This is a genomic window from Pseudomonas sp. Con_6 (genome assembly GCF_059379395.1).
On record NZ_CM182011.1, the window covers coordinates 6,065,885 to 6,090,257 of the forward strand.

The window sequence follows — 24,373 nt, forward strand, 5'->3', positions numbered from 1 at the left end:
GCGATAGCGCTGTGTTGCAGGCATGGGCCTGCGGGTAAATGGGCCATTTCGGATACTCCCGAATCAGGAAGATCGAACGTGCACCACTCACACCGCACACTGCCACGCTCACCTTGATCGCAAGCCCCGTCAATCCCCGGAAGTGATTAATACTTCAGGGCAGGTACAACCTGAACAGCCCGCCCCCCAGCGCCCCGCCATTGGCGATCTCGATACGCCCCGGTACCCCGTTGCGCGCGTGCAGTGCGGCGATGCGTGCGGCGAAATACAGCCCCAGTCCGGTACTCGCCGTACTGTGCTCGATACCCTGCACGTACTCATCCTGCTGGGCGATCATCGCTGCGGGGAAGCCGGCGCCGTCGTCGTTGACGCTGATCACCAGCGCTTCGTTTTCCTCGCACACGGTCACCAGCAAGGCATGCCCGGCATAGCGGGTGGCGTTGTTGATGATGTTGGAAATCACCGACCCCACCAGCTCGCGGTCGAAGAACCCCAGCGGCGTGGCTTCGTCGATCTCGTAGCGGGCGATGATGCCGCGGCTGTCGAGGATCTCCTGGTAGCCGGCGAGCAGGCCGCCGATGAAGTCGTCGAGGTCGTGGTAGTCGGGCAGCATCGGCAACTGGTTGATCCCCAGTTTGTACAGGCCGAGCAGTTGCACCAGCATGCCGTTGAGGTGGACGAACTCGTGCTCGATCACCACCTGCTCCGGCGCCTGCTGATGCCCCTCTGGCAGGCGCGCCAGCCATTGGCTGTGAGCCTGCATGAGCATGGCCAGCGAGTTCTTCATGTCGTGCACGGTGGAGGCGATCACCGTGGAAAAATCCAGCCCCGATTCCTTGTCCCTGGACATCATGACCCCACAGCGCGAATGCGCAGTTTGCGGTAGCGCTCATAGCGCGGATCGGTGTCGGGAATCCCGGCCACCTTGGCCAGGCACTCGCGACACTCCTGCAGCACCGCCGCCGGCGGATTCTCCCCACCCACGCGCAACAAGGCCTGGGCAGTGTTGAGGGCGATGCTGATGTTCTTCGATTGCAGCTTCAATGCCTTGCGGAACAGGCTCAACGCTTCGTCCAGGTTACCGGCCTGGTAGCTGCGCACACCCTGGCGATTGAGGTCGACGGCTTCGTTGCCGGCACCGAGGATGGCCGGGTCGTCGGTGAGCTTGGCGATGCTCTGCATCACCGCGTTGTCGTCACCGTAGACCTCGACGCAGTTCTTCAGAATGTTCTTGCCTGCGTCTTCCTGGCCCAATTGCTTGAGCTGGGCGGCGACGGCCAGGGCGGCCTCGGCGGAGAAGAACTGGTCCATGGTTTCCAGGCGCGCCATGGCCGCCTCGGTGAGCTTGGCGGCGGTCTCGGCATCGCCGGCCTGGGCCACGCCGGTGGCCTTGATCAGGCGCGCACGGACCTGCAAGCCCTGGTCCTCGGCGTACTGCTTGGCGACGTCACCAAGCACCTGGTTGATCTCGACCCGGGTGCGCGCGTCGAGACCGTTGCCGGCGTTCTTCTGGATCAGCGCCTGGGCCAGGCCGAGGTTGCTTTCCGGGTCCTTGAACCGCGAGTTCTGGCCCTGGCTGACGGCCTGGCGATAAGCCTTCGAGGCACCGTCGAAATCGGCGTTGCCCAAGGCCAGCTTGCCCAGCAGCATCTGCCGTTTCACCGCCAGCGGCGACAGGCGCACGGCGTCTTCCAGCACGTGCTGGGCGCGACGGTTTTCGCCGCTGGCCATGAGCACTTCGGCGAGGCCGTCGTACAGCCCCGGCATCATCGAGAAGGCCTTGATCGCCTGCTCGTAGATCTCCTTGGCCTGGCTGGTCTGGCCGCGCTTGAACAGCAGCTTGCCCAATGCCGAGTAGGCCCAGGGGGTCGGGCGGTTGGCGAGGATGGCCTTGAGAAAACGTTCCAGTTCTTCGTGGCGATTCAGCGCGGCCATGGCGTCGGCACGATAGCGCAGGCACAGCGGGGCGAAGCGCGGGTCTTTCTTGCACAACTGCTCGCAGGCCACCAGCACTTGCGCCGGGTTGCCACGATCGAGGGCCTGGAGAATCGGCTTGAGCAAGGTCTTGCGCTGCACCAGCTTGTCCAGGCGCTGGGTCAGGCCGAGGCGGTTGAACGGCTTGGTCAGGTAGGCGTCGGGCTCGTGTTCGAGGGCACTGAGGACCACGGCCTGGCTACTCTCGGCGGTGATCATGACGAAGATCGCTTCGTGGCTTATCAGCTTGTCCAGCATCAGGTCTTCGAGGACCTGCTGGCCATTCTTCTTGCCGTCGCCCATGTGGAAGTCGTGCAGGATGAAGTCGTAGCGCTTCTGCCCGCACATGCGGATCGCCGTCTCGCCGCTTTCGGCGGTGTCGACGTCCTTGATCCCCGCCTCGCGCAGCATCGAACGCAACGATGTGCGGAAATCGGTGAAGTCATCGACGATGAGAAAACTCTTTTGGCTGTAGACCAGCATCCGCAAAACCTGTCCTGGAAATTATTGAAACGCACACGACACACAAGAACAGGCCCGGCGCAACCCGCGAGGCCGCCCCGGTCAGGTATGACCGTCGGCCGTCGCCAGCAACCCTTGGCTTCCCAGCCGGTACTGATTGTCGCCACTGCGCTTGGCTTCATACATCGCCAGGTCAGCGGCGTGGAGCAGCGTATCCATGCCCGTGGCGTGCTGCGGAAATACCGCCACGCCCAGGCTGCTGCCCACCTGCAGGGTGCCTTCGGCCAGGCTGATCGGCTCGGCCAGGGTGTCGATCAGGCGGCGGCACAGCCCATGCAGCTCGGCCTCGCCGCCCTCCCCTTCGGGCATTCCATCAAGGACCAGAACGAACTCGTCGCCACCAATCCTCGCTACGGTATCGGCGGCACGTAGCATTTGCTTGAGCCGCCGGGCAATCAGCACCAGCACGCGGTCGCCGACGGCGTGGCCGTGCTGGTCGTTGATCGCCTTGAAGCCATTGAGGTCGAGAAACACCAGGGTTACCTGGCCGTCGCTTTCCCGGGCCTGTGCCAGCGCCTGCAACAGCCGGTGCTCGAGCACCAGGCGGTTGGGCAGGCCGGTCAGCACGTCGCTGTGGGCCAGTTGCTGGAGCTGGCTGGCCCAGGCCTTTTCCTCGGTGATCTCGCGAACCACGCCGATCATCTTCACCGCCACGCCGTCGGCGTTGCGCACGATATTGCCGGTCTCACGCAGCCAGTGAATGCTGCCGTCGGGCCAGACCACGCGGTATTCCTCGTCGTGGTTGTTGCCGGTCTCGATGCAGCGCAGTTCGCCAGCGCGGACCTGCGCGCGGTCGTCCGGGTGCACGGCATTGCAGAAGCGCTCGTAGCTCGGAGTAATCTCACCCACCTGATAGCCGAACATCCCGTAAATGGCATCGGACCAGTACAGGGTCTCGGTGTCGATGTCCCAATCCCAGGTGCCGATGCGCGCGAAGTACTGGCTGCGCTGGTAGCGCTCGCTGTCGTCGCGGGGGACGAACGTCGGCGGGCTCTGCGGCTGGTTGTCGAGGCGGATCTGGCACACCGCCAGGCGCGCGCGCAGACGCCGTTCGAGGCGACGGGCGCGCAGCAGCAGGGCCAGCAACATCAGCGATGTGCCAAGGGCGAGCCAGTCGAAGGCAGTCATGGAACAGGGGCCGGAGAGAAAGGAAAGCAGCTCTAAAATAGCTAATTGCCACTATTGCCGTCCAATCTTCCGGTCCCAGGTGTGCGCTAGTTGGCAGCAACGCCTGCGGCAGCAGCCTTGCGCTGGCGATTCCAGTTCAGCGCCGCGTGCGCCACCAGCCCGAAGATCAGACCCCAGAAGGCTGCCGCCAGGCCGAGGAAGCTCATGCCCGAGGCCGTCACCAGGAAAGTGATCAGCGCCGGCTCGCGTTGCTGCTCGTCGGCCATGGCGCCGGCCAGGCCGGTCATGATCGCGCCGAACAGGGCCAGACCGGCAAGGGCCGCGATCAGCTCGCGAGGCAAGGCGGCGAACACCGAGGCCAGGGTCGCGCCGAAGGTGCCCATGAGGATGTAGAACAGGCCGCAGGCGATCCCGGCGATATAGCGTTTGCCTGGCTGTTCATGAGCTTCACGGCCGGTGCAGATGGCGGCGGTGATGGCCGCGAGGTTGAAACCATGGGAGCCGAAGGGGGCCAGCAGCACCGAGCCGAGGGCGGTGACTGCGAGAATCGGCCGCGCCGGCGTGCCGTAGCCGGCGCTGCGCATCACCGCCATGCCCGGCACGTACTGCCCGGTCAGGCTGACCAGCGCCAGGGGCAGGCCGATGTTGATGATGGCGTGCCAGCTCCACTGCGGCGCGGTGAACTTCGGCTCGGCCAGGGCCAGGGTCAATGCCGAGGCATTCAGTTGCCCGAGCGATCCGGCGACCACGCAGCCGACGATCAGCACCGAGAGAATCGCGTAGCGCGGCGACAGGCGCTTGAACAGCAGGTAGCTGGCGAACATGGCCAAGACCAGCGCCGGTTGCAGCTTGATCGAGGTGAACAGCTCGGCGCCGAAGCGGAACAGGATGCCGGCCAGCATGGCGGCGGCGATGGCCTTGGGCAGGCGGCTCATCAGGCGGTCGAAGGCACCGCTCAAGCCGACCACGGCGATCACCAGCGCAGCGACGATGTAGGCGCCGATCGCCTCGGCCAACGACACCTGCGGCAGCATCGACACCAACAAGGCCGCGCCCGGTGTCGACCAGGCGGTAATCACCGGCGCACGCAGGAGCCAGCTCAGCAGCAGGCCGGTGACACCACTGCCGATGGAAATCGCCCAGATCCACGACGACACCTCATCCGGCGCCAGCTGTGCCTCACGTGCGGCCTGGAAGACGATGATCAGCGGGCCGGCGTAGGAAATGATCACAGCGATCAGTCCGGCGACGACCGCCGACAGCGAAAGGTCCTTTCTGAGGTGTTCCATGCAGCTCTCCCATGGCTATGCAGCAAATTGATTCGATTAATTTCAAATCTATTCGATTCAATCGAATCAATTCAATAGACTCAATTAAACAATTTGAAATATTCTCCTCACCCATACGCCGCCAGGATTGCTCCGCGGCACAGGCCGATTGCTGCGATGTGATAGGCTCGGCGCACTTGTTTCCATTGGTAGTTCGTCCATGTGGGTCCCCCTGCTCAACGCCTTCAATCAACCCGTGTACCTGTCCATCGCCGACGCGCTGGGCCGTGATATCGCCAGCGGTGCGCTCAAGCCGGGCGAGCGCCTGCCAACCCTGCGCGAGCTGGCGCAGGCGTTGCAGGTCACCCCGGGTACGGTGAGCCGCGCCTATGGCGAGGCGCAGCGGCGCGGGTTATTGCAAGGGGAAGTGGGGCGCGGCACCTATGTGCGGGCGACGCCACTGGCCGAGCCGGTCATCGTGGAGCCCGTGGTGCAACCGGCGAGCCTGTCGGTGATGCCACCGGTGCTCGACCTGTCGATCATCAAGCCTGCGGGCGACACCGCCTCCACCTGGCTGCGCGGCGCGCTGGTGGACCTGGCCAATGGCACCGACTTCGCCCAGGCCCTGGACTACGCACCGGATGGCGGCCACCCGGCGCATCGCGAGGCGGGGGCGCACTGGCTGCGGCAGTGGTTGCCGGACACGGTCTGGCAGCAGGTGGTGATCACCGCCGGTGCCCAGCATGGTTTGCTGGTGGCGATCAGTGCGCTGACCGAAAGCGGTGACCTGATCCTCTGCGAATCGCTGTGCTACCCGGGGATCATCTCTCTGGCCCACAGCCTGCAACGGCGCTTGCGCGGGGTGGAGATGGACGAAGAAGGCATCATCCCGGCCTCGTTGCGTGAAGTCTGTCAGCGCGAGCGGCCGAAGATGCTAGTGTGCGTCGCTACCTGCCAGAACCCGACCACCGCGACCATGTCGCACCAGCGCCGGGCGGAGATTGCCGCCATCGCCGAGGAATTCGATTTTCTGATCCTCGATGACGATATCTACGGGTTCCTTGCCACCGACACCACGCTGCGACCGCTGGCAAGCTATGCACCGGAGCGTTCGGTGTACCTCACCAGCCTGTCCAAGTCGGTACTGCCGGCGCTGCGTATCGGCTACCTGTACAGCCCGCCGCGCCTGCTCTCGCGCCTGACCGCCATGGTGCGCAGCAGCGTGTGGATGCCCTCTCCGCTCACCGCGCAACTGGCCAGCAACATCATCGAGCAAGGGCTGGACCAGCGGCTGGTGAAGCTGCAACGCGAGGAAGCGGCGAAGCGCCAGGCGCTGGCGAGGGAGATATTGCACGGCGTGAAGGTGAAGGCCGAACCGCACAGCTATCACCTGTGGCTGGAATTGCCGGAGCCGTGGAACGCGGATGAGTTCGCCACCCTGGCGCGGGCGCAGGGGGTGAAGGTGCTCAGTGGATCGCAGTTCCAGGCCGAGCGTAGTGGCGGGAGTCGTGGGGTTCGGGTGGTGCTGATGTCGCCGACGCGGGAGGATGAATTGAAGTTTGCGTTGACGCAGCTGGCGAGCCTGGTGGGGGTTTCGGATCCGCGGCGGTTTTACTGAGCCGGGGACTGGCGCCAATCAGTTCTGCGCTCTCCACTCACTGGCCAACCTGGACAAATAGCGCATGATTTCCCGATCACGGGCTTTTCCGTGAGCATCAGGCCAGAGAAAAGCCAATATCAGAATGCGGTTTTCGTAAAGCTCGCCAGGAACGTAGACCAGTGCGGCGTCCTCACCCGGGCGCCCGTTCCTGCATACCCGGTCTCGCTGGGGAACCCCGGTGCGAAAACGTGCAGGAGGAATGCGTACGTGGATGTGCATCAGGCAAGCCAGCAAAGCAGACGCTGGTTGGGTATAGGGTGCATCGCGACCGAAGATTGCCGGAATGTGCAAACGATCCGACTCGATATACCGGCTGAATTCCGTCTTCAAGATTTCCGACAAGCCTGGGTGCTTGGCGTCGACAGGAAGGAAGAAGGCCTCGAATGTTTCTGGATGGAAGGAGACCTCGAAAGCCATTGGTTCCCTTAGGCGATTTTCGCAATCCGTTTCGTGGTGTAGTCCGCAAGATCCCGAAGGGCTTGAGGCTCGACCTCACTCGGAAACTCATCGGGACGAACGAAGAACTGCCGGTACATCAGATCCATGGTTGCAAGACGGGTACGAACCTTTGCAACGGATCTGCGCAATTGCTCATGTTCGTTGCTCAGCGCAGAGGGAACCCGCGTATCACGCAGCGCCTCCTCAAGCTGACGGATCGCCTTGAGGAGTTCCATGTTGCGCAGGAAGTGTTCTTCGTCGAGCGAGGTCAGGGTGGCGATCTTCTCTACGCTGCGCGCGTAGTGGGTATCAAGATCGTTCCAGCCGCTGGCGAGAGCCGCGATCACTGAACGGAGCTTGAGGACTGCTGCGGATTCACTCGTGGAAGCCACTGGGGAATGACCGCTGGCACCCTGCTCGGAGAGCGCAGCGTAGTCGCTGATCAAGGCGAGGGCTGCGACAAACAGTGCAGAAGCCGGCGCATTCGCTTTGAGGGACATGGAAAGCTCCGTGTTGATGACGTTGGCTCGTGGCCAGGCAGGACCGCGATTATCGACCCCGGGTCAAAATAGTCAATTACCGTCCACGCGGCGTTCTGGTGACTGGGTATTACAAAAAACCGTGTCGTCAGTATAGGTAAGACAAATGTGGATTTTCACAGCTCATCCAGGAACGGTATTTACGACGAACGGTGGTGCGATGGAATGAAAGCGGTCCCGAATTCGGGACCGCAAGGGGAATCGCGTCCTCGACCGATGCCTACCGCACGAACACCTGCGCCGTAGTAATCGCCATATCCCCACCCGGCAGCTGGATCTTGCCAAGCGGCTTCAGGCTGTCCGCATCGAAGATCGCCACGTCGTTGTACGTCCCCGCCAGGTACACCTTGCTCCCCGCCTTGTTCATCGACACGCAGTAGTACGAATGATCCAGGGTCGCGGCCTTGATCAGTTTCTTCTCCTTGATGTCGTACTTGGCCAGCCGGTTGAGCACGCCATACACCACGTTCGGATCCTTGGGCGAGCGCATGCCGCTGAAGTAGATTTCGGTCAGCGGGCCGAAGTCCACGGTCTCGCTCTTGCCGGTCTTGAGGTCGACGCTGAAGAAGCCATACAGGTTCTGCGCCGTCGCCGGATCCTGCTTCTCGTCGGTGAATTTCGCCGTGGTGTAGAGCAGCGAGAACTCATGCCGCCAGGTCTGCTGGTTCCACACGTAGAGCACGTCCGGCGCACTGTAGTTGGGGCGCTTCCAGTGACGGCTGGGGACGATGACGTCGAACTTGCCGGTCTTCACGTCGACCTTGTAGATGTCGGGACCTGCCACGTACAGCGTGCCGTCGTCGCCGCTCTGCATGATGGTCAGCTGGCGCGGCGCCGGGAAGCTGCGCAGCGGTTTGGCATTCAATCCAGCATCGGTGCCGTAGACATCCAGCCGCGGCGGCTGCACTTCGTAGTGGTCGCTGAACAGCTTGGTCGGGTTGGCGACGGTGTAGATCTCCTTGCCGTCATGGCTGACGGTGAAGGAGAACATCGAGCGCGCCTTCTCCCCCGGCAACTGGGTGATGCTGGCGTGGAACACCTGCTTGCAGCTGTCCAGTTCGACACCATAGATATCCGCGTAGTGGTTGTTGAGCACGTAGGCGATGCGCTTGTCCGGCGACATCTGTACCGAGCCCGGGCCGAAGGCGTCGGGCATGGCGCAGGTCTTGTACAGTTTGTCGCTGCCAAGATCGATGACGTGCAGGTTGTTCGGGTAGTTGGTGACGGCCATGTACTCGTGGCCAGCCTTCAGCGCCTTGCCTTCGTCGGCCGCCTGGGCCAGGCCGGTGGTCGCGCCGAGCGCCACCAGGGCGGCCAGGCCGCGGGTTGCAATGTGCAGCATGGAGATATCCCTCTTCTTGTTCGCCCGGGGGCTCATTTGTCGTCCGGGAATACGGTGCCGAGGTTGCGCCAGCCATCCCCGGAGGACTGCGCGTCCTTGTTCCAGTCGGGGAAGGTGCTCATCATGTCCGGCACCTGGGCTGGCCACCAGCAAGGGTCGGAGCAGCCGTAGAGGTCCGACTCCATCGGCTGGCACAACGACGAGACGCCGCCGAAAGCGTCGATCTCCCAGCCCGGGTCGGTGGTCGAGGCGCAACCGGCGACCGAGTTCATCGCCACCACTTCCTCGATGCGGTTCTCTTGCGCGGCCTGTTCCAGTTTCAGCGCTTTGTTGTTGATCGGTTTCAGATGCTTCATGTCAGTGGACCTTGCGCGCGGTGATGTAGCGGCTGATGAAGGCCGGATTCTCGGCCATGATCCGGCTGTAGACTTCGATGCCGAAGTCCACCCAGTCACGCATCAGTTCGCAATAGTGGTAGGTCGGATGGGCCGGGTCGCCGTAGCGGGCGTAGCTCTCGTGGTAGCAACCGCCAGAGCACAGATTGCGGATGCGACAGCTGTCGCAACCGGTGTTGGTGCGGTCCAGGCGCTGGGAGAGGAAGTCGTTGAGCTCGACCTGCTTCACCCCGCTGTGCACGTTGCCGAAGGTCGGCAGCGACGAGCCGGTGAAGCGGTGACAGAGATTCAGCTCGCCCTTGTGATCCACCGCCAGCATCTTCAGGCCGGCGCCGCAGGGCAGCGCCTTCTTATGGCCTTCGTGGATGTCGGTGAGCAGTTGGTGCAGGTTGGAAAAACCGATGTTGCGATGCTCCAGCGCCGCCTCCAGGTAACGCCGACCCAAGGCCTTCATGTTGGCGAAGACCTCCACCAGTTCCTCACTGCTGAGGTTGTAGGCACTGACATCACCGGACGTCACCGGGGCGAAACCGACCTCGGCGAAACCCATCTCGTTGAACAGGTGGTTCCAGATGGTCTCGATATCGGTGACACCCTTGGTCAGGGTCACCCGAGCGCCCACCGGGCGGCTGTCATAGCGCGACAGCAGCATGTCTGCCTTACGCCGCACCACGTCGTAGGTACCCTGCCCGCCCACGGTGATGCGGTTGCGGTCGTGCACGGTCTTCGGCCCGTCGATGCTCACCGACAGCCCGAAGCGGTGGGCATTGAGGTAGTCGACGATCTCCTCGGTCAGCAGGGTCGCGTTGGTGGTCATGACGAACTCCACGCGCTTGCCCGCCTCGCTGAAACGTCGCTCGCAGTAGTCGACCATATACTCGATAAGCTTGCGATTGCTCAGCGGCTCGCCGCCGAAGAACACCACGGTGTACACCGGCTCGTCAGGCGACTCCTTGAGCAGCATTTCCACCGAGGCCACTGCGGTCTCGATATCCATGCGCTTGCCTGCCGAGGGCTTGTCCAGGTCTTCCTTGTAGCAGTAGGTGCAACTCAGGTTGCAGCCGGTGTTGACGTTGAGCACTACGGTGTTCAGCGCCGTGCGCTCGACCCGCTTCGCCCCGACCTCCGGCGTCAGCGGCGAGCCGTCGCTGACCAGCTCCAGGGCGATCAGTTCGCGCAGGGTCTCGTTGATTTCCGCACCGTCGAACCGCGCCGCCAGGCGTTGCACCAAGGCATCGCTGGAACAGCTTTCGCGGCGCAGTGCGTCGATGATTTCCCCGGTCAGGGCGTCGCTGGCGAAAAGCGAGCTGCTGGGGATATGGAACAGCATGCGGGCATCGTCGACCCGCACTTCATGCAGATTGCGTTCTACCAGGTTCAGGATGGCACCCATCACAACCTCCTCGAAAACTCGGACATGGCCAGGTCAAACCGCCGGATCACGGGATCGGCGGGTTGTTCCAGCGCTGGATGGTCACGATCATCTGGCCCTCGCCGGTACGCGCCTTGCCCGCGTCGTCCACGGCGGCGATGACCTTGAGGTTGCCAGCGTTGTTGGTGGACATCTTGCGCGCCGGGTTCGGCCCGGCATCGCCTGGTGTGAACACGCCGCTGTCGGCCTGCATCACGCCGGCGAACTTGACGTCCTCGTCCTCGCGGGCACGCTCGTCGAAGGGCTCGACCTTCCATTTGGCCGGGAACACACCGATGCGATAGTCCTTGCCATCGGCGCCCTTGCCCCAGGCCTCGGCGTCGAAACTTCCCTGGACCTTCGGCGTGGAACCGCCGTTGTCACCCACCCGCGCCACCGAGAAGGCCGGCACCACTTTCACTTCGGCGATCTCGCGATACAACGCCAGTTGCTGGCCACCCAGTGCACCGACCTTGACCTCCTGCAGGCCGCTGACAGCATCGGCGGCGGCCTTGACCCGCACCTTGATGCGCTGCGGGGTGTTCTCGATCACCTGCAGCACTTCCACGCCCTGGCCGAACGATGGCGTGCCGCTGAGGCCGCTGCCCACCAGGGTCAGCTCGCTTTCGCTGCCGGCCTTCAGGTAGCCCGGCTGGACCGCCAGCAGGCGCGCCTTGCCCTGCTGCGCGGCGCTGAAATCGATGCCGCGTTCGTCATGGGTCTTGTCGAACATGCGGCCCACCAGTTGGCCGTCATGGGCGGCGAATACCTGGCGCATGCTCACGCCATCGACGTCCACCGTGCCGCGCCACTCATAGCCGCTGTACAGCACCGCGCTGCCCTCGCCCTTGAACGGCGAACCATCGGCGTACTGGCCGTCGACGCTAACCTTGAAGCGATCTCCATCTTCGGACGTGACCTTCATCACCCCGTTGAGCTCGCCCTTGCCAGGCAGGTGGCCGCTGAAACTCCAGTCGCCGGCCAGTATCGCGGCCCTGGGCATGGACTTCTGCCAGTCGCTCCAGGCCTTGCTGTCGAAGGGATACTTCTGCGCCAGCAGCGGGACCATGTCTTTCTTCGCCAGGTCGAACCAGTCGCGATCGCGGGACAGCGCCTGGTATTCCAGCGACGGCCACTGACCCAGGTGGAAGTTGACCAGGCGCTCCCACTCCTGAGCCGGGCGCCGCTGCAACGCGATGCGCGCGCCAGAGTGGCAGCGGGAGCACATTTGCTTGGTAGGTTCCTCGATCTGCTCGACGGTGTTCAGCCGCCGCTCCAGGGCGTAGCGCACGCCGTCAGTTTCGCTGGGCGCCAGACCCTGAGTATCGGCGAGGTACTTGACCAGGGTGCGACGGTCTTCGTCGCTGATCTGCAGTTGATGCATGGTCTGCATGCGGCCGATGGTCATCAGCCAGCCTTCCGGGGTCTTGCGCTGGTGGCTGATACGGCTGAGGGCATCGTTGCCCTCGGGCAGATGGCAACCCTGGCAGGTCTCCATCAAAATCTGCCGGCCCTCACGGGCTTCGCTGACCTGCGGTTGCAAGGCAAGGCTGACGGCCACTGCCAGCAGGCCACCGGCGCTGGCGAACCTGAGTGTTCTCTTCATCGATGACTGACCTCCCACGGCGTGCTTTTTATTGTTCGTTTTATTGTTCGTACACTTCTTATAGGTCTCTTCCGTCGGCCACAGAGGGGCAGAGCACGCACCGAAGAGCCGCTTGCAAGGGCCGATACATATTGCGTGCCAAACGCCGGAAGTGCTGTTTCACGGGGCTTGCGGCCCGCGCAGGCCGGGCCTCGCGGCGCGTTTCGCGACAGATGAGACAGGCTGAGACGGTTGTCTCAGGCACTTGAGACTGTCTCAGCCGGCGTCTCGTTTTGCGACGACCGGCACTGCCTTCGCGAGGATCGGACCCGAGCCGCGCCCCTGAATTCACCGGCTCCGGCGACCTTGGCACAGCCGTTGCGAAGCCCCCGGCATTCACTCACAAGAACGAGGTCTGCCCATGTCCACCCCTGCCCCCCTGCACCCGGCCGTCGAGGCCTTTATCCGACGCGCGCCGACCATGCTGATTGGCGGCGACTGGGTCGAGGCCGCCGACGGCGAACGCCTGACCCTGCGCAACCCGGCCACCGGCGACGTGCTGTGCCAGGTGCCGGCGGCGACGCCTGCCGATGTCGCCCGGGCCGTGGGCGCCGCGCGCCAGGCCTTCGATGACTCGGCCTGGAGCCGCACCCGTCCGCGGGAACGGCAGAACCTGCTGTGGAAACTCGCCGACCTGATGGAGCGCGATGCCGAGGTCCTGGCCCAGCTGGAATGCCTGAACAACGGCAAGAGCGCGGTGGTGGCTAGGGTGATGGACGTGCAGTTGTCCATCGACTTCCTGCGCTACATGGCCGGCTGGGCGACCAAGGTCCAGGGGCATACCGTCGATGTGTCGATGCCGTTGATGCCGACCGATGAATTCCACGGTTTCATCCGCCGCGAGGCGGTGGGCGTGGTGGGTGCCATCGTCGCCTGGAACTTCCCCCTGCTGCTGGCCTGCTGGAAACTCGGCCCGGCCCTGGCCACCGGTTGCAGCGTGGTGCTCAAGCCCGCCGACGAAACCCCGCTGAGCGCGCTGAAGCTGGCCGAGCTGGTGCTGGAAGCCGGCTACCCGGCCGGCGTGTTCAACGTGGTCACCGGTACCGGTGCCGTCGCCGGCGATGCCCTGACCCGCGACCCGCGGGTGGACAAGCTGACCTTCACCGGCTCCACCGCCGTCGGCCAGCAGATCGGCCGGATCGCCATGGACAACATGACCCGGGTGACCCTGGAGCTGGGCGGCAAGTCGCCGACCATCGTCATGGCCGACGCCGACCTGTCCACCGCCGCTGCCGGCGCTGCCCAAGCGATCTTCTTCAACCAGGGCCAGGTGTGCTGCGCCGGCTCGCGCCTGTACGTGCACCGCAAGCACTTCGACAACGTGGTGGCGGATATCGCCGGCATCGCCAACGCCATGAAGCTGGGCAACGGCCTGGACCCGAGCGTGCAGATGGGCCCGCTGATTTCCGCGCGCCAGCAGAAGCGCGTGTTCGACTATATCGAGCAGGGTCGAGGCAGCGGCGCAACCATCGCCTGTGGTGGCGAGCAGTTCGGGCCGGGGTATTTCGTCAAGCCGACGGTGATCGTCGACGTGGACCAGAAGCATCCGCTGGTGCAGGAAGAAATCTTCGGGCCGGTGCTGGTGGCCATGCCCTTCGATGACGAGGCAGAGGCGCTGCGCATGGCCAATGACAGTCCGTATGGATTGGGAGCGAGTATCTGGTCGAATGACCTGGGTGCCGTGCATCGGATGATTCCGAAGATCAGGTCCGGCTCGGTGTGGGTCAACTGCCACAGCGCGCTGGATCCGGCGCTGCCGTTCGGGGGTTACAAGATGTCCGGCGTCGGTCGCGAGATGGGGGCGGCGGCGATCGAGCATTACACCGAGGTGAAGTCGGTGTTGATCAAGCTTTGAAGCATTCAGGCAGCAGATCCTCGGTGGCTGATCGGGGCCGATCAACACGAAACGAGGGTCTGGTGCCTGATCCAAAAACCTGGGGTCCGTGTCGCACTTGCGCTTTGTCTAGGGGCGGTAGCCCTGGCTCAGCAGCCAGCTGCGCAGGTAGCGCTGCTGTTCCGGGCTAAGTGGCTCCAGTACTTGCTCCGCAGGCTCGGTGCGCAACCGGCTCACCAGCGGCGCCAGTTCCACACCATTCAGGTGCCAGATGCCCAGTGGCTGATCGGGGCTGATCACCACCTGCGCAAGGTCCACCAAACCCTCGCGCAGTACGGGCGCCTGTTCTACCCGCAGGCTGGAGAAATCCGCTTCGGCATGCACCGGCTCGGCATCCGGCCACTCCCGGCGCGCCTGCCAGAAAGGCTCATCGGCCCAGCGCCGCTCCTCCAGGTAGAAGTCCCGCCCCAGACGGGCAAAGCGCCAGAACAGGTGCCCGATCCGCTGTTGATGAAAACGCAGCGCCAGCTCGCGGCGCTCGGGATGGGTCAGCAGGGTGTTGATCACGGCCGGCGCCTGCAAGGCGGACGACAAGGACTGGAAGATGCCGTTGCCCGACAGCGGATCCACCGCCATCGCCGCATCCCCGACCCGCAGCCAGTTGTCGCCACCGCACAGCGGCGCAAGGATCGCCGTGCTGCTACGGGCATGCAGTTCAAGGTCCTGTTCCTGGTCGGTATCGAAGAAGGCCCGGGCCAAGGGCGACTGCCAGCGTTTCTCGCGGCAGAACTCCAGCAGCGCGGCCTTGTCCGGCAAGGCCGTGGCGGCGACATCCAGGGTCCACTGCCAGTAGCAACGGCCATCGGCCTGACGGGCCATCCACACCCAACCGTCAGGCTGGCTCTCCACGGCGCTGGCGCTCTTGCCTGGCGGGCCCTGCCAGCGGTTGAGCAGGCTGAGGGTTTCCGGCCCACGCGCGGCACGAGCGATGGATTTGTCATGTTGCGGCGCCTGCCGGCCCCGGGCTTCGACATGGAAATCGGCGTTGAGGGATGGCGCGCCGTCCAGTTCGATCAAGCTGCGACCCTGCTCGACGCGTACCCCGAGCACCCGTGCCTCGATCACCTCGATCCCGGCGCTGCGCAGGTCGTCACGCAAGCCCTGGTCGAACCGCGGACGATCCAGCAGGAACTCGACATTGCGGCTCTGCGCCTCACTGTTCCAGCGCGCATGCCGCCGCGAAGGCTCGCCGGCCACCGCCAGCGCCTGCTGCAGGCCGGTGCTGCGCAGCGCTTCCAGGACCCGCTGCGAGACCCCCTCCAGCGCGGCGAAGCGACGCCACTCGCTGACGACCCGAACGTCGTAGCCAAGACGTTTGAGCCCCAGGGCAACCACCGCGCCCGCCGGGCCGGCACCGAGTACGACAATGGATTTCAAGCACGACCCCGATATTCACGACCACGATAATGCGCATTGTGCAGCAGCCAGGCCATTACCAGCGCATTGGTGGCATGGGGCTGCTCACGAAGGAACGCGGCGATCTGCCCGGTCAGCGCCGCGCAACCGAAACTGGCACCGGACAGCGGACTCTCCTTGGCCCGCACGCACGCGCCGAAATCGGCCTGGGGACTGTCCAGCCAGCTCCATTCATCGCGCTGGCAACGGGCATCACCAGTAATGCGCAGCACACCCGGATAGGCGGCGGGATACACCGGCAACCCCTGGGCCGGGGTCGAGGCGCAGATCAGCACACCGGCATCCTGAGCCGCCACGCAGGCCTCGCGCAACGCCGGGCGATCTTCACGCAGACCGAGGCTGAGGTTGATCAGGCGCACACCACGCATCACCAGCCATTCGATGCCCGCGGCCACCTGCAGGGCGCTGGTTATGCCACGCTCGTCGAAGACCTGGGCGACATGGATCGGCAGGTCACCGGCACCGGCCGCGATCAGTTCGACCACCGCCGTGCCATGCCCCAGCGCATCCTCCCGCGCCGGCTGTTCGCTGACGCCGACCGCCGCCAACTGGAAACGCTGGGCTCCGGCCAGACGGTCGAGAGGACCACCGCTGTCCACCACGCCGATGCTCACCTCAGACATGCCCGGCCTCCCGCTCCCGCAACTGGCCGTCCCGCAGCACCAGGTGCAGGTCGGCATTGGCGAGGGTCGAAGGGCGGTGGCTGACCAGGATCCGGGTCCGCTCGGCAAACAATCGGTCTATCGCGGCAATCACTTCTCGCTCCGTGTCTTCGTCGACTTGTGAGGTGGCTTCGTCCAGCACCAGCAGCAGGGGATTCTGGAGCAATGCGCGAGCAATGGCGATACGTTGTTTCTGTCCGCCGGACAATTGTTGGCCGCGCTCGCCCAGCGGGCTGTCCAGGCCCTCCGGCAGACTGGCGATGAGGCCGTCGAGCTGTGCCAGGCGGGCGACCTCGGCGATGGCCTCACGGCTGGCGTCCGGCGCGCTGTAGGCCAGGTTGTCGGCCAGGCTGCCGCGGAACAGCACGATATCCTGGCTGACCACCGCCACGCGCTGACGCAGGGCCTGCAAATCGAGCTCACGCAGGTCGACGCCGCCCAGCAGGATCTGCCCCGCCTGGGGATCGTAGAAGCGTTGCAGGAGGTCGATCAGGGTCGACTTGCCGGCGCCGGACATGCCGCTCAGGGCCACCTTGCAGCCGTGGGGGATATGCGCATCGACCTGCTGCAACAGCGGTGGTCGCCCCGGATGGGCGAAGCACAGGCCGCGCAGTTCCAGGTCGCCGCGCCCCGGCATCGGCGCAGCCTGGACAGGGCTTTCCACCTCCGGAGCGACACCACGCAACTCCATGACCCGCCCCAGGCTGACGCTCATCCGCTGCACCGCCACATACAGGCCGAGCAGGCTCTGCACCGGCCCTACTGCCATGCCCAGGTAGGTGGAAAAGGCAATCAACGCCCCCAGTTGCCACGTGCCCTGCACCACCCAGTAACCGCCCACCAGAAAGGCACATGCGCGGGATAGCGAGGTCAGCGTCCCGGGCACCGCCTGGGTGAAGAACTCGGTGACCTGCAGGCGCAGCAACTGACTCATGTAGCCCTGCCCCAGGCCGTCGAGACGCCGCGCCTCGCGTTGCTGCTGGCCCGCGGACTGGATGAACTTCATTGCCGGCAGGGTTTCCACCAGGAATGACGAGACATCGGCCGAGCGCTCGCGCAACTGGCGCACTTCGCGCTCCACCTTGCGCCGCATCCAGCGTAGCCAGAGCACATCCAGCGGGATCAGCAGCAGCGCCAGCAGCGACAGCTGCCACGACAGCATCAGCAGCATGCCCAGGGCACAGACCAGGCCGATCACGCTGGACACCGCGGAGAACAGCGAATCCACGGCAAAGCGCTGGATCTCCGCAACGTCGCCGTCCAGCCGCGACATCAGGTCACCCAGGCGGCGCTGCCCGTAGAAGCTCGGCGACAACCGTTGCAGATGGCGATACAGGGCGTCGCGCAGGGCGAAGAGGATACGCCCGGACAAGCGCGTGTGCAGGTAGCGGTTGAGGCCGGACAGCAAAGTGCCAAGAATGCCGGCGAGGACCATCAGCCCGGCGATCAGCGCCAGCTTCGGGAAGTCCTTGGCCAGCAGCCCATCGTCAATCAGCAGCTTGGTCAGCCAGGGCTGCACCAGCACCAGCGCGGTGGCGCACATCGACAGGCCGAGCAAGCCGGCGATGGCCAGCCGGTGCGGGCGGATAAAGCCGTACAGCCAGTGCAGGGCGTCCTGCACGGCGGGCCGATCCTGATGCTCGATCAGGCGACTGAGCAGACGCTGGATCACGGCGTCATCTGCTTGAGCTTGCGGTACAGCGTGGCGCGGCTGATGCCCAGTGCAGCGGCGGCGGCCGTAGCATTGCCATGATGACGGTCGAGGGCCTGGCGGATCAGGTCCAACTGGTGGTCCCGCAGGTTTTCCGCCTTCGCCTGGGGTGCGCCGCTGCGCAGTTCGTCGAGCAGGTTGTCCGGCAGATGGTCGAGGTCGAGCACCTGCTCGCCGTCCTCGCGCATCGCCAGCAGCAGGCGCAGGCTCATCTCCAGTTGGCGGATGTTGCCGGGCCAGTGATAGGCGCCGAACAGCCGCGCCAGCTCATCGGACAGGCGCACGCCCTGGCCGCCGAGGCGGGCCAGCAGGCTGCCGATCAGTGTCGGCAGGTCGTCGCGCTCGCGCAGGGCCGGCAACTTCACGCTGATGCCGTTGAGGCGGTAGTAGAGATCTTCGCGGAACTGCTGGTCGGCGACCTGCTGCTTGAGGTCGCGGTGGGTGGCGCAGATCAGAGCGATGTCCAGGTCCTGCTCCTGTGCCGCGCCCAGAGGCGCCACCTTGCGCTCCTGCAGGACTCGCAGCAGCCGGGCCTGCAACGCCAGCGGCATGTCGCCGACTTCATCGAGGAACAGCGTGCCGCCGTGGGCCTGCTGCAAGCGCCCGACCATGCCGCCGCGACGCGAACCGGTAAAGGCCCCCTCGCGGTAGCCGAACAGTTCCGACTCGATCAGGCCTTCGGGAATCGCCGCGCAGTTCACCGCGATGAACGGCTTGCCGGCGCGGGCGCTGTCCTGATGCAGGGCGCGGGCCACCACTTCCTTGCCGCTGCCGGTTTCGCCCAGCAGCACCACCGGCAGGTCACTGGCCAGGCCCTGGCGGGCCATGCGCAGGGTGCGGGCGAAACGACTGCCGGCAGCAGCGAGGGTTTCCAGCGAGGGCGTGGTCGAGGCTGGCGCGGGGCGGTTGAGGATGGCGGGCACCGACACGGCGATGGAGCGCGGTGGCAAGTGCAGCGCCTTGTAGTGGAAGGCGCCTTTGGCGGTCTCGATGCTATCGATCTGGCCCGCTTGCAGGCGCGCCAGCCACTGCTCGACGCGCAGGCCCAGCAGGCTGTCGCAGCGCTGACCGACCAGGCTGGCGCGGTCGCTGCGCAGCAATTGGCAAGCCTGGTTGCTCGCCGCGAGGATTCGCCCGTCCAGGCTCACCGCCAGCAGGCCCTGCCAGCAAGAGTCGAGGTACTGCCGACGGCTGTGGAACGCCAGGACGATCTGCTCGGGGAAACTGTTGCAAAACAACCGACTTTCGATCTGCATCACCGCCAGCGCCAGCAGCGCGGTGCGGTCGTGGAGGCGACCGAGGGGGCCCTGGCGAGTCAGGTCGAGAACCCCGAACAGCTCGCCTTGCGGGCAATGGATCGGTACCGAGGTACAGGAAAAATCGCTGAGCCGTTCGAGGAAATGTTCGCCGCAGTCGATCTGCACCGTGCGCGCCTCCACCAGCGCGGTACCCAAGGCATTGGTACCGCGGCTCGCCTCGCTCCAGCAGGTACCGGGGGCGATATCGCCGAGGCCGCGCTGCCGGAGCACGCCGGACTCGCCCTGGATGGCGAGGATGGTGGCGTCGGCGTTGGCGAGGATGATCAGGCTGTCCTGTCCCTGGCGTGCACCGAGGTAGTCGAGTTCGGCACTGGCGGCGTCGAGCAGCGGACGGTTGCTGGCCAGCAGCAGGTCGAGGCTGGCGGCGGAAGTCAGGGCGACTTCCTGGCTGGCGTTACCGGTGACCCCATGGCCGAGGCTGCGGCGCCAGGAGGCATCGATTTCGGCACGCAGGAAACCGTCGGGCAACTGGCCCTCGACGGACAGGCGTTCGCGGGCAAGGCGGGGGTTCGAGGTCGGGGCTGTTTTTATTGTGCTCATCGGCGGCTCCGGATCGGTTATCCGATACAAGCAAGACCTGCGCCAGAATCCGTTGGTAACACTTCCTTACGCGGTACTGCGCACGTGAAGACCTTGCTCGCTCCCACAGGATTGATGTCCAGCCCACTGAGGTGGGTAAACCAGGTTTCCGAGTATAACGCCGTTACAAAAGCCCCAGCGACTTGGCCCGGGCCACCGCCTGGGTGCGCCGCTCCACGCCGAGCTTGCTGTTGATATGGCTGGCGTGGGTCTTCACGGTATGCAGGGAGATAAACAGCTGCTCGCTGATTTCCTGGTTCGAGCAACCCTGGGCAATCAGCTTGAGCACCGCATGCTCGCGCACACTGAGGGTTTCCGCGCTGGCGCTCTCCTGGGCGGGCAGCAACGCCAGCAGGCTGCCCTGAATCGGGCTGGACGGCTGGGCCTGGAGCTGTTCGCGCAACCACTCGGGATGTTCGGCGAGCAGGCGCTGGAACGGTTGCAACGCCCCGCCCCGCGCGGCATCGAGTGCCAAGGCCAGTCGCTCGCGCGCCTGCGCCTGGTCGCCGAGCCCCAACGCCAGGCCGACCGCCTGGCACAAGGCGTTTACGCACAGCAACTGGCCGCCACTGGCCTGACCCCGATTGACCAGCGCCTGCAAACGCTGCCCGGCCTGGGCCGCACGCCCCTGGGCCTGCTCCAGCAGCGCCTGCTGCAATTCGATATGCAAAGGCAGCAACGGATGGAACTCCGGCGCCGCTGCGGCTTGCTGACCGCCGTAAGTCTGGCTCAGACGCAACAGCCAGGACTCGGCAAGGTCGTTGCGCCCCTGGGCCAGCCACAGCTCGCATTTCACCAGGGTGATCATGGCCAGGTAGAAGATCGGCGGTACGTCCCAGATATGCATCAGCCGCTCGGCCTCGGCCAGTTCGGCGAAGGCCTCGGCGAAACGCCCTTCGCGCCCGTCCAGGGTGGCCAGGGCGCAATGGCCGATCAGCACGCTGATATCGCGACAGGCACGGGCCTCGATCAGGCCCGCACGCAAGCGGCTGCGGCCGACGTCCGCCTGCAGGCGCCCCACCAGCAGATAACCTTCATAAAGCATCAAGCGCGCCCGCACCGCATACAGCCGCTGCGAGGACAACCCGCGCAAGCGGTGCAGCCCCTGGCGCACCTCGTCCATGGCCCGCAGCACCTCGCCACGGGCATGCAGCACCCGTGCGCGGTCGTAATGGGCCAGGGCTTCGAACAACGGATTGCCGACCCGCTGCGCCAGCTCCAGTCCCTCCCGGTTCCAGCCCCGGGCGCGCCAGAAATCGGCGTCGGCGATGGCCAGGTTGGACAGGGTCGAGAGGCACATCAGGCGCTGTCCGTAACGCTTGTGCGGCAGGCTTTGCAGAGCCTGCTCGCAGTACGAGCGGGTGCGCTCACGGTCACCGCGGCCACGGGCGATGATCCCGCTCAATGCCAGCCACTGGGCCAGCATGGACTTCTGCGCGGTGGCCGACGGCGCCGGCAGGAAACGGCTGAGATGGCTAGCCAGTTCCTGCGCCGCATCGAGCTGGCAGGCCAGGCCCAGGGCCCAGCTGTACAGCACGATCAGCCGCGGCGTGCTGATCAGCAGGCTGTCGGGCAGGTCCATCTTCCAGCGCAGCAACATGCCAACGTTCTGTTCCGCCAGCAGTTGCTCTTCGGAGAGGTTCTGCACCAGGTTGGCGGCCACGTCCAGATGCCCGGCGCGCAACGCCTGTTCCACCGCCTCGTCGAGCAGGCCCTGGCCATGGAACCAGCGGCAGGCACGCAGGTGCAGGCTGGACAGCGGCAAGCTGGCCTGGCGGGTACGCAGCAGGTCGGAGAACAGGTGGTGATAGCGGAACCAGTAGCCGTGCTCGTCCAGCGGCACGAGGAACACCTGGTGCGATTGCAGGAAACGCAGGATCTCGCCGCTGTCGTGGCTTTCCCGCAGGGCATCGCAGAGGTCGGCGCAGAAACGGTCCTGACAGGCGGTGTCGTTGAGGAAGGCCTGCACCTCGGGCGGCAGGCAGTCGATGACTTCTTCCAGCAGGTAGTCGCGGATCAGCCCTTCGCCTCCATGCAGGGCCTGGGGCAAGGCGCTGTCGGCCCCGGACTCGGTCGCCGCGAGCAGCCAGAAACGCAGGCCGGCGACCCAGCCGTCGCTGCGCTGGACCAGATTGTCCAGCGCCTGGCCACGCAGGAGCGAGGGATGCTGGCCGAGCACGGCGAAGGATTCGTCGGGGGTCAGGCGCAGGTCCTGTTCGGTCAGCTCCAGCAACTGTCGCGACAGGCGCAGGCGCGCCAGGTGCCAGTCCGGGCGCAGGCGGCTGGTGACCAGCAGTACCAGCCCGGGCGGCAAGTGATTGAGGAAGAACTGCAGGCAGCGGTCGAGTACCGGGCCCTGGGCCAGGTGGTAGTCGTCCAGCACCAGCAGGATCGGCGCACCGTTGTGCAGGTGCACCGCCAGTTCGTCGAGCAGGCCGTCGAGCCATTCCTCGAAGGCGAAAGGCTGGTGACGCTGGCGCATCTTCAGCAGGCCGAGGGCCTGGGCACCGAGGCTCGGGCAATGCTGTTGCAGGCCTTCGAGCAGGCGTTCGAGAAAACGCCCCGGGTCCGCGTCGCGCCTGCTCAGGCCAAGCCACAGGCTGCGCCACTGCGCAGGCAGGCCCTGGCAGAACTCCACCGCCAGGGAGCTCTTGCCGAATCCGGCCGGTGCGTTGACCAGCAACAGGCGACCACCGAGCCCGGCCTGCAAACGCTGGCAAAGGCGCGCCCGCGGCACATGCCCGTCGGGCAGCGGTGGCCGGTAGAAGCGTCCTTCCAGCGCGGACACGGTCTGGCTGGTGAACCCTTGCGTGCTGGACAGGTCGGTCATGGCCGGCTCTTTCCTGGGAAAATCTCGGCGACAGGGATTGCCGCAGACTAGCGGTTTAACCGGCACATTTGAAGGCGATTGCCGCAGGTAGGCAAAAAAAGACTACAACAAGAAGCAACAAGGACAACATTGATTGGCGGCAATGAATGATATGTCTCGGGAGTTAATCCGAGAGGGAGAAGGGATTTTTCTGATGAACTGTGTCACCGAAAATCAGAACGCCCCGGCAAGCCGGGGCGTTCTGGGGGATCACACGGAATAGCTCAGACCTTAACGCACACCCGCCTGACGCAGGGCGGCCGGCTGGAAGTCAGCCTTGGACGCGGTGAAGCCGAAGTCGTAGGAACTCTTCTCCTCGTTCTTCATGCCCAGCGCCAGGTAACGACCGGATTGCAGGTCATAGATGGCTTCCAGGGTGTACCACGGTACCTGGACGTTGTAGTAGTCCTGAGCGTGGGCCTCGGAAACCCGCCACAACTGATTGCGGCCGTCGTACTGGTCGATCACTGCGGCTTGCCAGGTGTCCTCGTCGATGTAGAAGTCACGCTTGGCGTAGATGTGGCGCTGGCCCGGTTTCAGGGTCGCCACCACGTGCCACACGCGACGCAGCTCGTAGCGGGTCAGGTCCTGGTTGATGTGGCCAGCCTTGATGATGTCGGCGTACTTCAGGGTTGGCGAGTCCAGCTTGTAGCTGTTGGAGGCGATGTACATCTCCTTCTTGCCTTCCAGCTTCCAGTCATAACGGTCTGGCGCGCCGTTGTACATGTCGAGGTTGTCGGAGGTACGCAGGCCGTCGGCTGCGGTACCCGGACCGTCGTAAGAGACCTGCGGCGCCAGGCGCACGCGACGCTGGCCGGCGTTGTAGACCCACGCCTTGCGCGGCTCCTTGACCTGGTCGAGGGTCTCGTGCACCAGCAGCACGCTACCGGCCAGACGTGCCGGCGCGGTCACTTCCTGCTTGAAGTAGAACAGCACGTTGCCCGGATCCTTCGGATCGAAGTCCTTCATCTGGTCGCGAAAGACGAACTGGTCCTTGAAGTACACCAGGCTGTAGCTGCCGTTCTGCTGCGGCGTGGCCTGGGTCACCAGGCGGGTCACGCTGCCACCGCGGTAGCGGGTGATGTGGTTCCAGATGACCTCGACGCCGCTTTTCGGAATCGGGAACGGCACGGCGACCTGGAAGTTGTTCAGGCCGTTGCCGCCCTCGACCAGGGTGGTCTCGGTGGCGTTCTTCTTGATCGCGGCGAAGACGTTGTCCGGCACGGTGGCGCCGCGGTGGGTCTTGTACACCGGGATCTTGAAGGTCTCGGGGTAGCGCTTGAACATCGCCACCTGGCCCGGGGACAGCTTGTCCTTGTACTGGTCGACGTTCTGCGCGGTGATGGTGAACAGCGGCTTGTCGGCCGCGTACGGGTCGGACAGGAAACCGCGGGCATCGACGGCGCCGGCGGTCTTGGACAGCGGCTCCCAGGCGCCGATGGAACCGTCGGCGTTACCGGCCTTTTCCGCGCCCATCGGGGTCAGGCTGGTGCCCAGCTTGGCCGCTTCGTCGGCGGAGACCGCCGCCATCACGCTGCTCGCCAGCAGGGACAGGCCCAGTACGCCGGCTTTGAGCAAAGTCTTGGTGCTTTTCATGGTCA

18 protein-coding genes are annotated in these 24,373 nt (G+C 65.0%); 2 read left to right on the forward strand and 16 right to left on the reverse strand.

Translation table 11 applies throughout. The features are described from left to right. Nucleotides 1-154: 154 nt before the first annotated feature. The 4 genes from AC5QPF_RS27430 to AC5QPF_RS27445 form a co-directional block, all read right to left on the reverse strand. A complete protein-coding gene (locus AC5QPF_RS27430) occupies nt 155-850 on the reverse strand; it encodes an ATP-binding protein (RefSeq protein WP_494960763.1) in 696 nt (231 codons plus the stop codon). Continuing rightward, nucleotides 850-2,457, reverse strand: a complete 1,608-nt coding sequence (locus tag AC5QPF_RS27435; RefSeq protein WP_494960764.1) for a response regulator — start codon at nt 2,455-2,457, stop codon at nt 850-852. Before AC5QPF_RS27435 ends, AC5QPF_RS27430 begins: the two co-directional genes overlap by 1 nt. Nucleotides 2,458-2,538: 81 nt before the next feature. Further along, a complete protein-coding gene (locus AC5QPF_RS27440; RefSeq protein ID WP_494960765.1) occupies nt 2,539-3,624 on the reverse strand; it encodes a diguanylate cyclase domain-containing protein in 1,086 nt (361 codons plus the stop codon). 86 nt (nt 3,625-3,710) lie between these two features. Beyond that, complete coding sequence (locus AC5QPF_RS27445; protein ID WP_494960766.1) at nt 3,711-4,913, reverse strand: benzoate/H(+) symporter BenE family transporter; 1,203 nt, start codon at nt 4,911-4,913, stop codon at nt 3,711-3,713. A 199-nt stretch (nt 4,914-5,112) separates the two neighbouring features. Here AC5QPF_RS27445 and AC5QPF_RS27450 point away from each other — a divergent pair, with 199 nt between their 5' ends. Beyond that, nucleotides 5,113-6,510, forward strand: a complete 1,398-nt coding sequence (locus AC5QPF_RS27450) for an aminotransferase class I/II-fold pyridoxal phosphate-dependent enzyme (protein ID WP_494960767.1) — start codon at nt 5,113-5,115, stop codon at nt 6,508-6,510. Between the two features lie 18 nt (nt 6,511-6,528). On the opposite strand, the gene AC5QPF_RS27455 is transcribed toward AC5QPF_RS27450, so the two are convergent. The 6 genes from AC5QPF_RS27455 to peaA all read right to left on the reverse strand — a co-directional run bounded on the left by AC5QPF_RS27455 (nt 6,529) and on the right by peaA (nt 12,283). Continuing rightward, nucleotides 6,529-6,969, reverse strand: coding sequence for a type II toxin-antitoxin system YafO family toxin (locus tag AC5QPF_RS27455; RefSeq protein WP_494960768.1), 441 nt, complete (start codon nt 6,967-6,969; stop codon nt 6,529-6,531). 8 nt (nt 6,970-6,977) lie between these two features. Further along, a complete protein-coding gene (locus tag AC5QPF_RS27460; RefSeq protein ID WP_494960769.1) occupies nt 6,978-7,490 on the reverse strand; it encodes a hypothetical protein in 513 nt (170 codons plus the stop codon). A gap of 259 nt (nt 7,491-7,749) precedes the next feature. Then, the gene (peaD, locus tag AC5QPF_RS27465; protein ID WP_494960770.1) at nt 7,750-8,871 is read right to left on the reverse strand and encodes a quinohemoprotein amine dehydrogenase subunit beta; all 1,122 of its coding nucleotides are present in this window, start codon (nt 8,869-8,871) and stop codon (nt 7,750-7,752) included. A gap of 32 nt (nt 8,872-8,903) precedes the next feature. Continuing rightward, nucleotides 8,904-9,227, reverse strand: coding sequence for a quinohemoprotein amine dehydrogenase subunit gamma (gene qhpC / locus AC5QPF_RS27470; RefSeq protein WP_494960771.1), 324 nt, complete (start codon nt 9,225-9,227; stop codon nt 8,904-8,906). 1 nt (nt 9,228) lies between these two features. Next, nucleotides 9,229-10,659, reverse strand: a complete 1,431-nt coding sequence (gene peaB / locus AC5QPF_RS27475) for a quinohemoprotein amine dehydrogenase maturation protein (RefSeq protein ID WP_494960772.1) — start codon at nt 10,657-10,659, stop codon at nt 9,229-9,231. A 46-nt stretch (nt 10,660-10,705) separates the two neighbouring features. After that, a complete protein-coding gene (peaA, locus tag AC5QPF_RS27480) occupies nt 10,706-12,283 on the reverse strand; it encodes a quinohemoprotein amine dehydrogenase subunit alpha (RefSeq protein ID WP_494960773.1) in 1,578 nt (525 codons plus the stop codon). A 400-nt stretch (nt 12,284-12,683) separates the two neighbouring features. On the opposite strand from peaA, the gene AC5QPF_RS27485 reads away from it, so the two are divergent. Continuing rightward, nucleotides 12,684-14,177 (forward strand): aldehyde dehydrogenase family protein, encoded by a 1,494-nt coding sequence (locus tag AC5QPF_RS27485; RefSeq protein WP_494960774.1) that lies wholly within the window; start codon nt 12,684-12,686, stop codon nt 14,175-14,177. Nucleotides 14,178-14,285: 108 nt separating this feature from the next. On the opposite strand, the gene qhpG is transcribed toward AC5QPF_RS27485, so the two are convergent. From qhpG to AC5QPF_RS27515, 6 genes are all read right to left on the reverse strand, one after another. Beyond that, on the reverse strand, nt 14,286-15,593 hold the full coding sequence (gene qhpG, locus AC5QPF_RS27490; protein WP_494960775.1) for a flavin-dependent monooxygenase QhpG: 1,308 nt from the start codon (nt 15,591-15,593) through the stop codon (nt 14,286-14,288). Beyond that, nucleotides 15,590-16,255, reverse strand: a complete 666-nt coding sequence (gene qhpE, locus AC5QPF_RS27495) for a subtilisin-like serine protease QhpE (RefSeq protein ID WP_494960776.1) — start codon at nt 16,253-16,255, stop codon at nt 15,590-15,592. The genes qhpG and qhpE overlap by 4 nt, the downstream gene beginning before the upstream one ends. Further along, the gene (locus tag AC5QPF_RS27500; RefSeq protein WP_494964261.1) at nt 16,248-17,963 is read right to left on the reverse strand and encodes an ABC transporter transmembrane domain-containing protein; all 1,716 of its coding nucleotides are present in this window, start codon (nt 17,961-17,963) and stop codon (nt 16,248-16,250) included. The genes qhpE and AC5QPF_RS27500 overlap by 8 nt, the downstream gene beginning before the upstream one ends. Further along, nucleotides 17,963-19,864 carry a sigma 54-interacting transcriptional regulator gene (locus AC5QPF_RS27505; protein WP_494960777.1) on the reverse strand — a complete coding sequence of 634 codons (1,902 nt, stop codon included), beginning with the start codon at nt 19,862-19,864 and terminating at the stop codon, nt 17,963-17,965. The genes AC5QPF_RS27500 and AC5QPF_RS27505 overlap by 1 nt, the downstream gene beginning before the upstream one ends. Nucleotides 19,865-20,027: 163 nt before the next feature. Continuing rightward, a complete protein-coding gene (locus AC5QPF_RS27510; RefSeq protein ID WP_494960778.1) occupies nt 20,028-22,733 on the reverse strand; it encodes a winged helix-turn-helix domain-containing protein in 2,706 nt (901 codons plus the stop codon). Nucleotides 22,734-23,003: 270 nt separating this feature from the next. Next, on the reverse strand, nt 23,004-24,368 hold the full coding sequence (locus AC5QPF_RS27515; RefSeq protein WP_494964262.1) for a DUF1329 domain-containing protein: 1,365 nt from the start codon (nt 24,366-24,368) through the stop codon (nt 23,004-23,006). Nucleotides 24,369-24,373 lie beyond the last annotated feature (5 nt).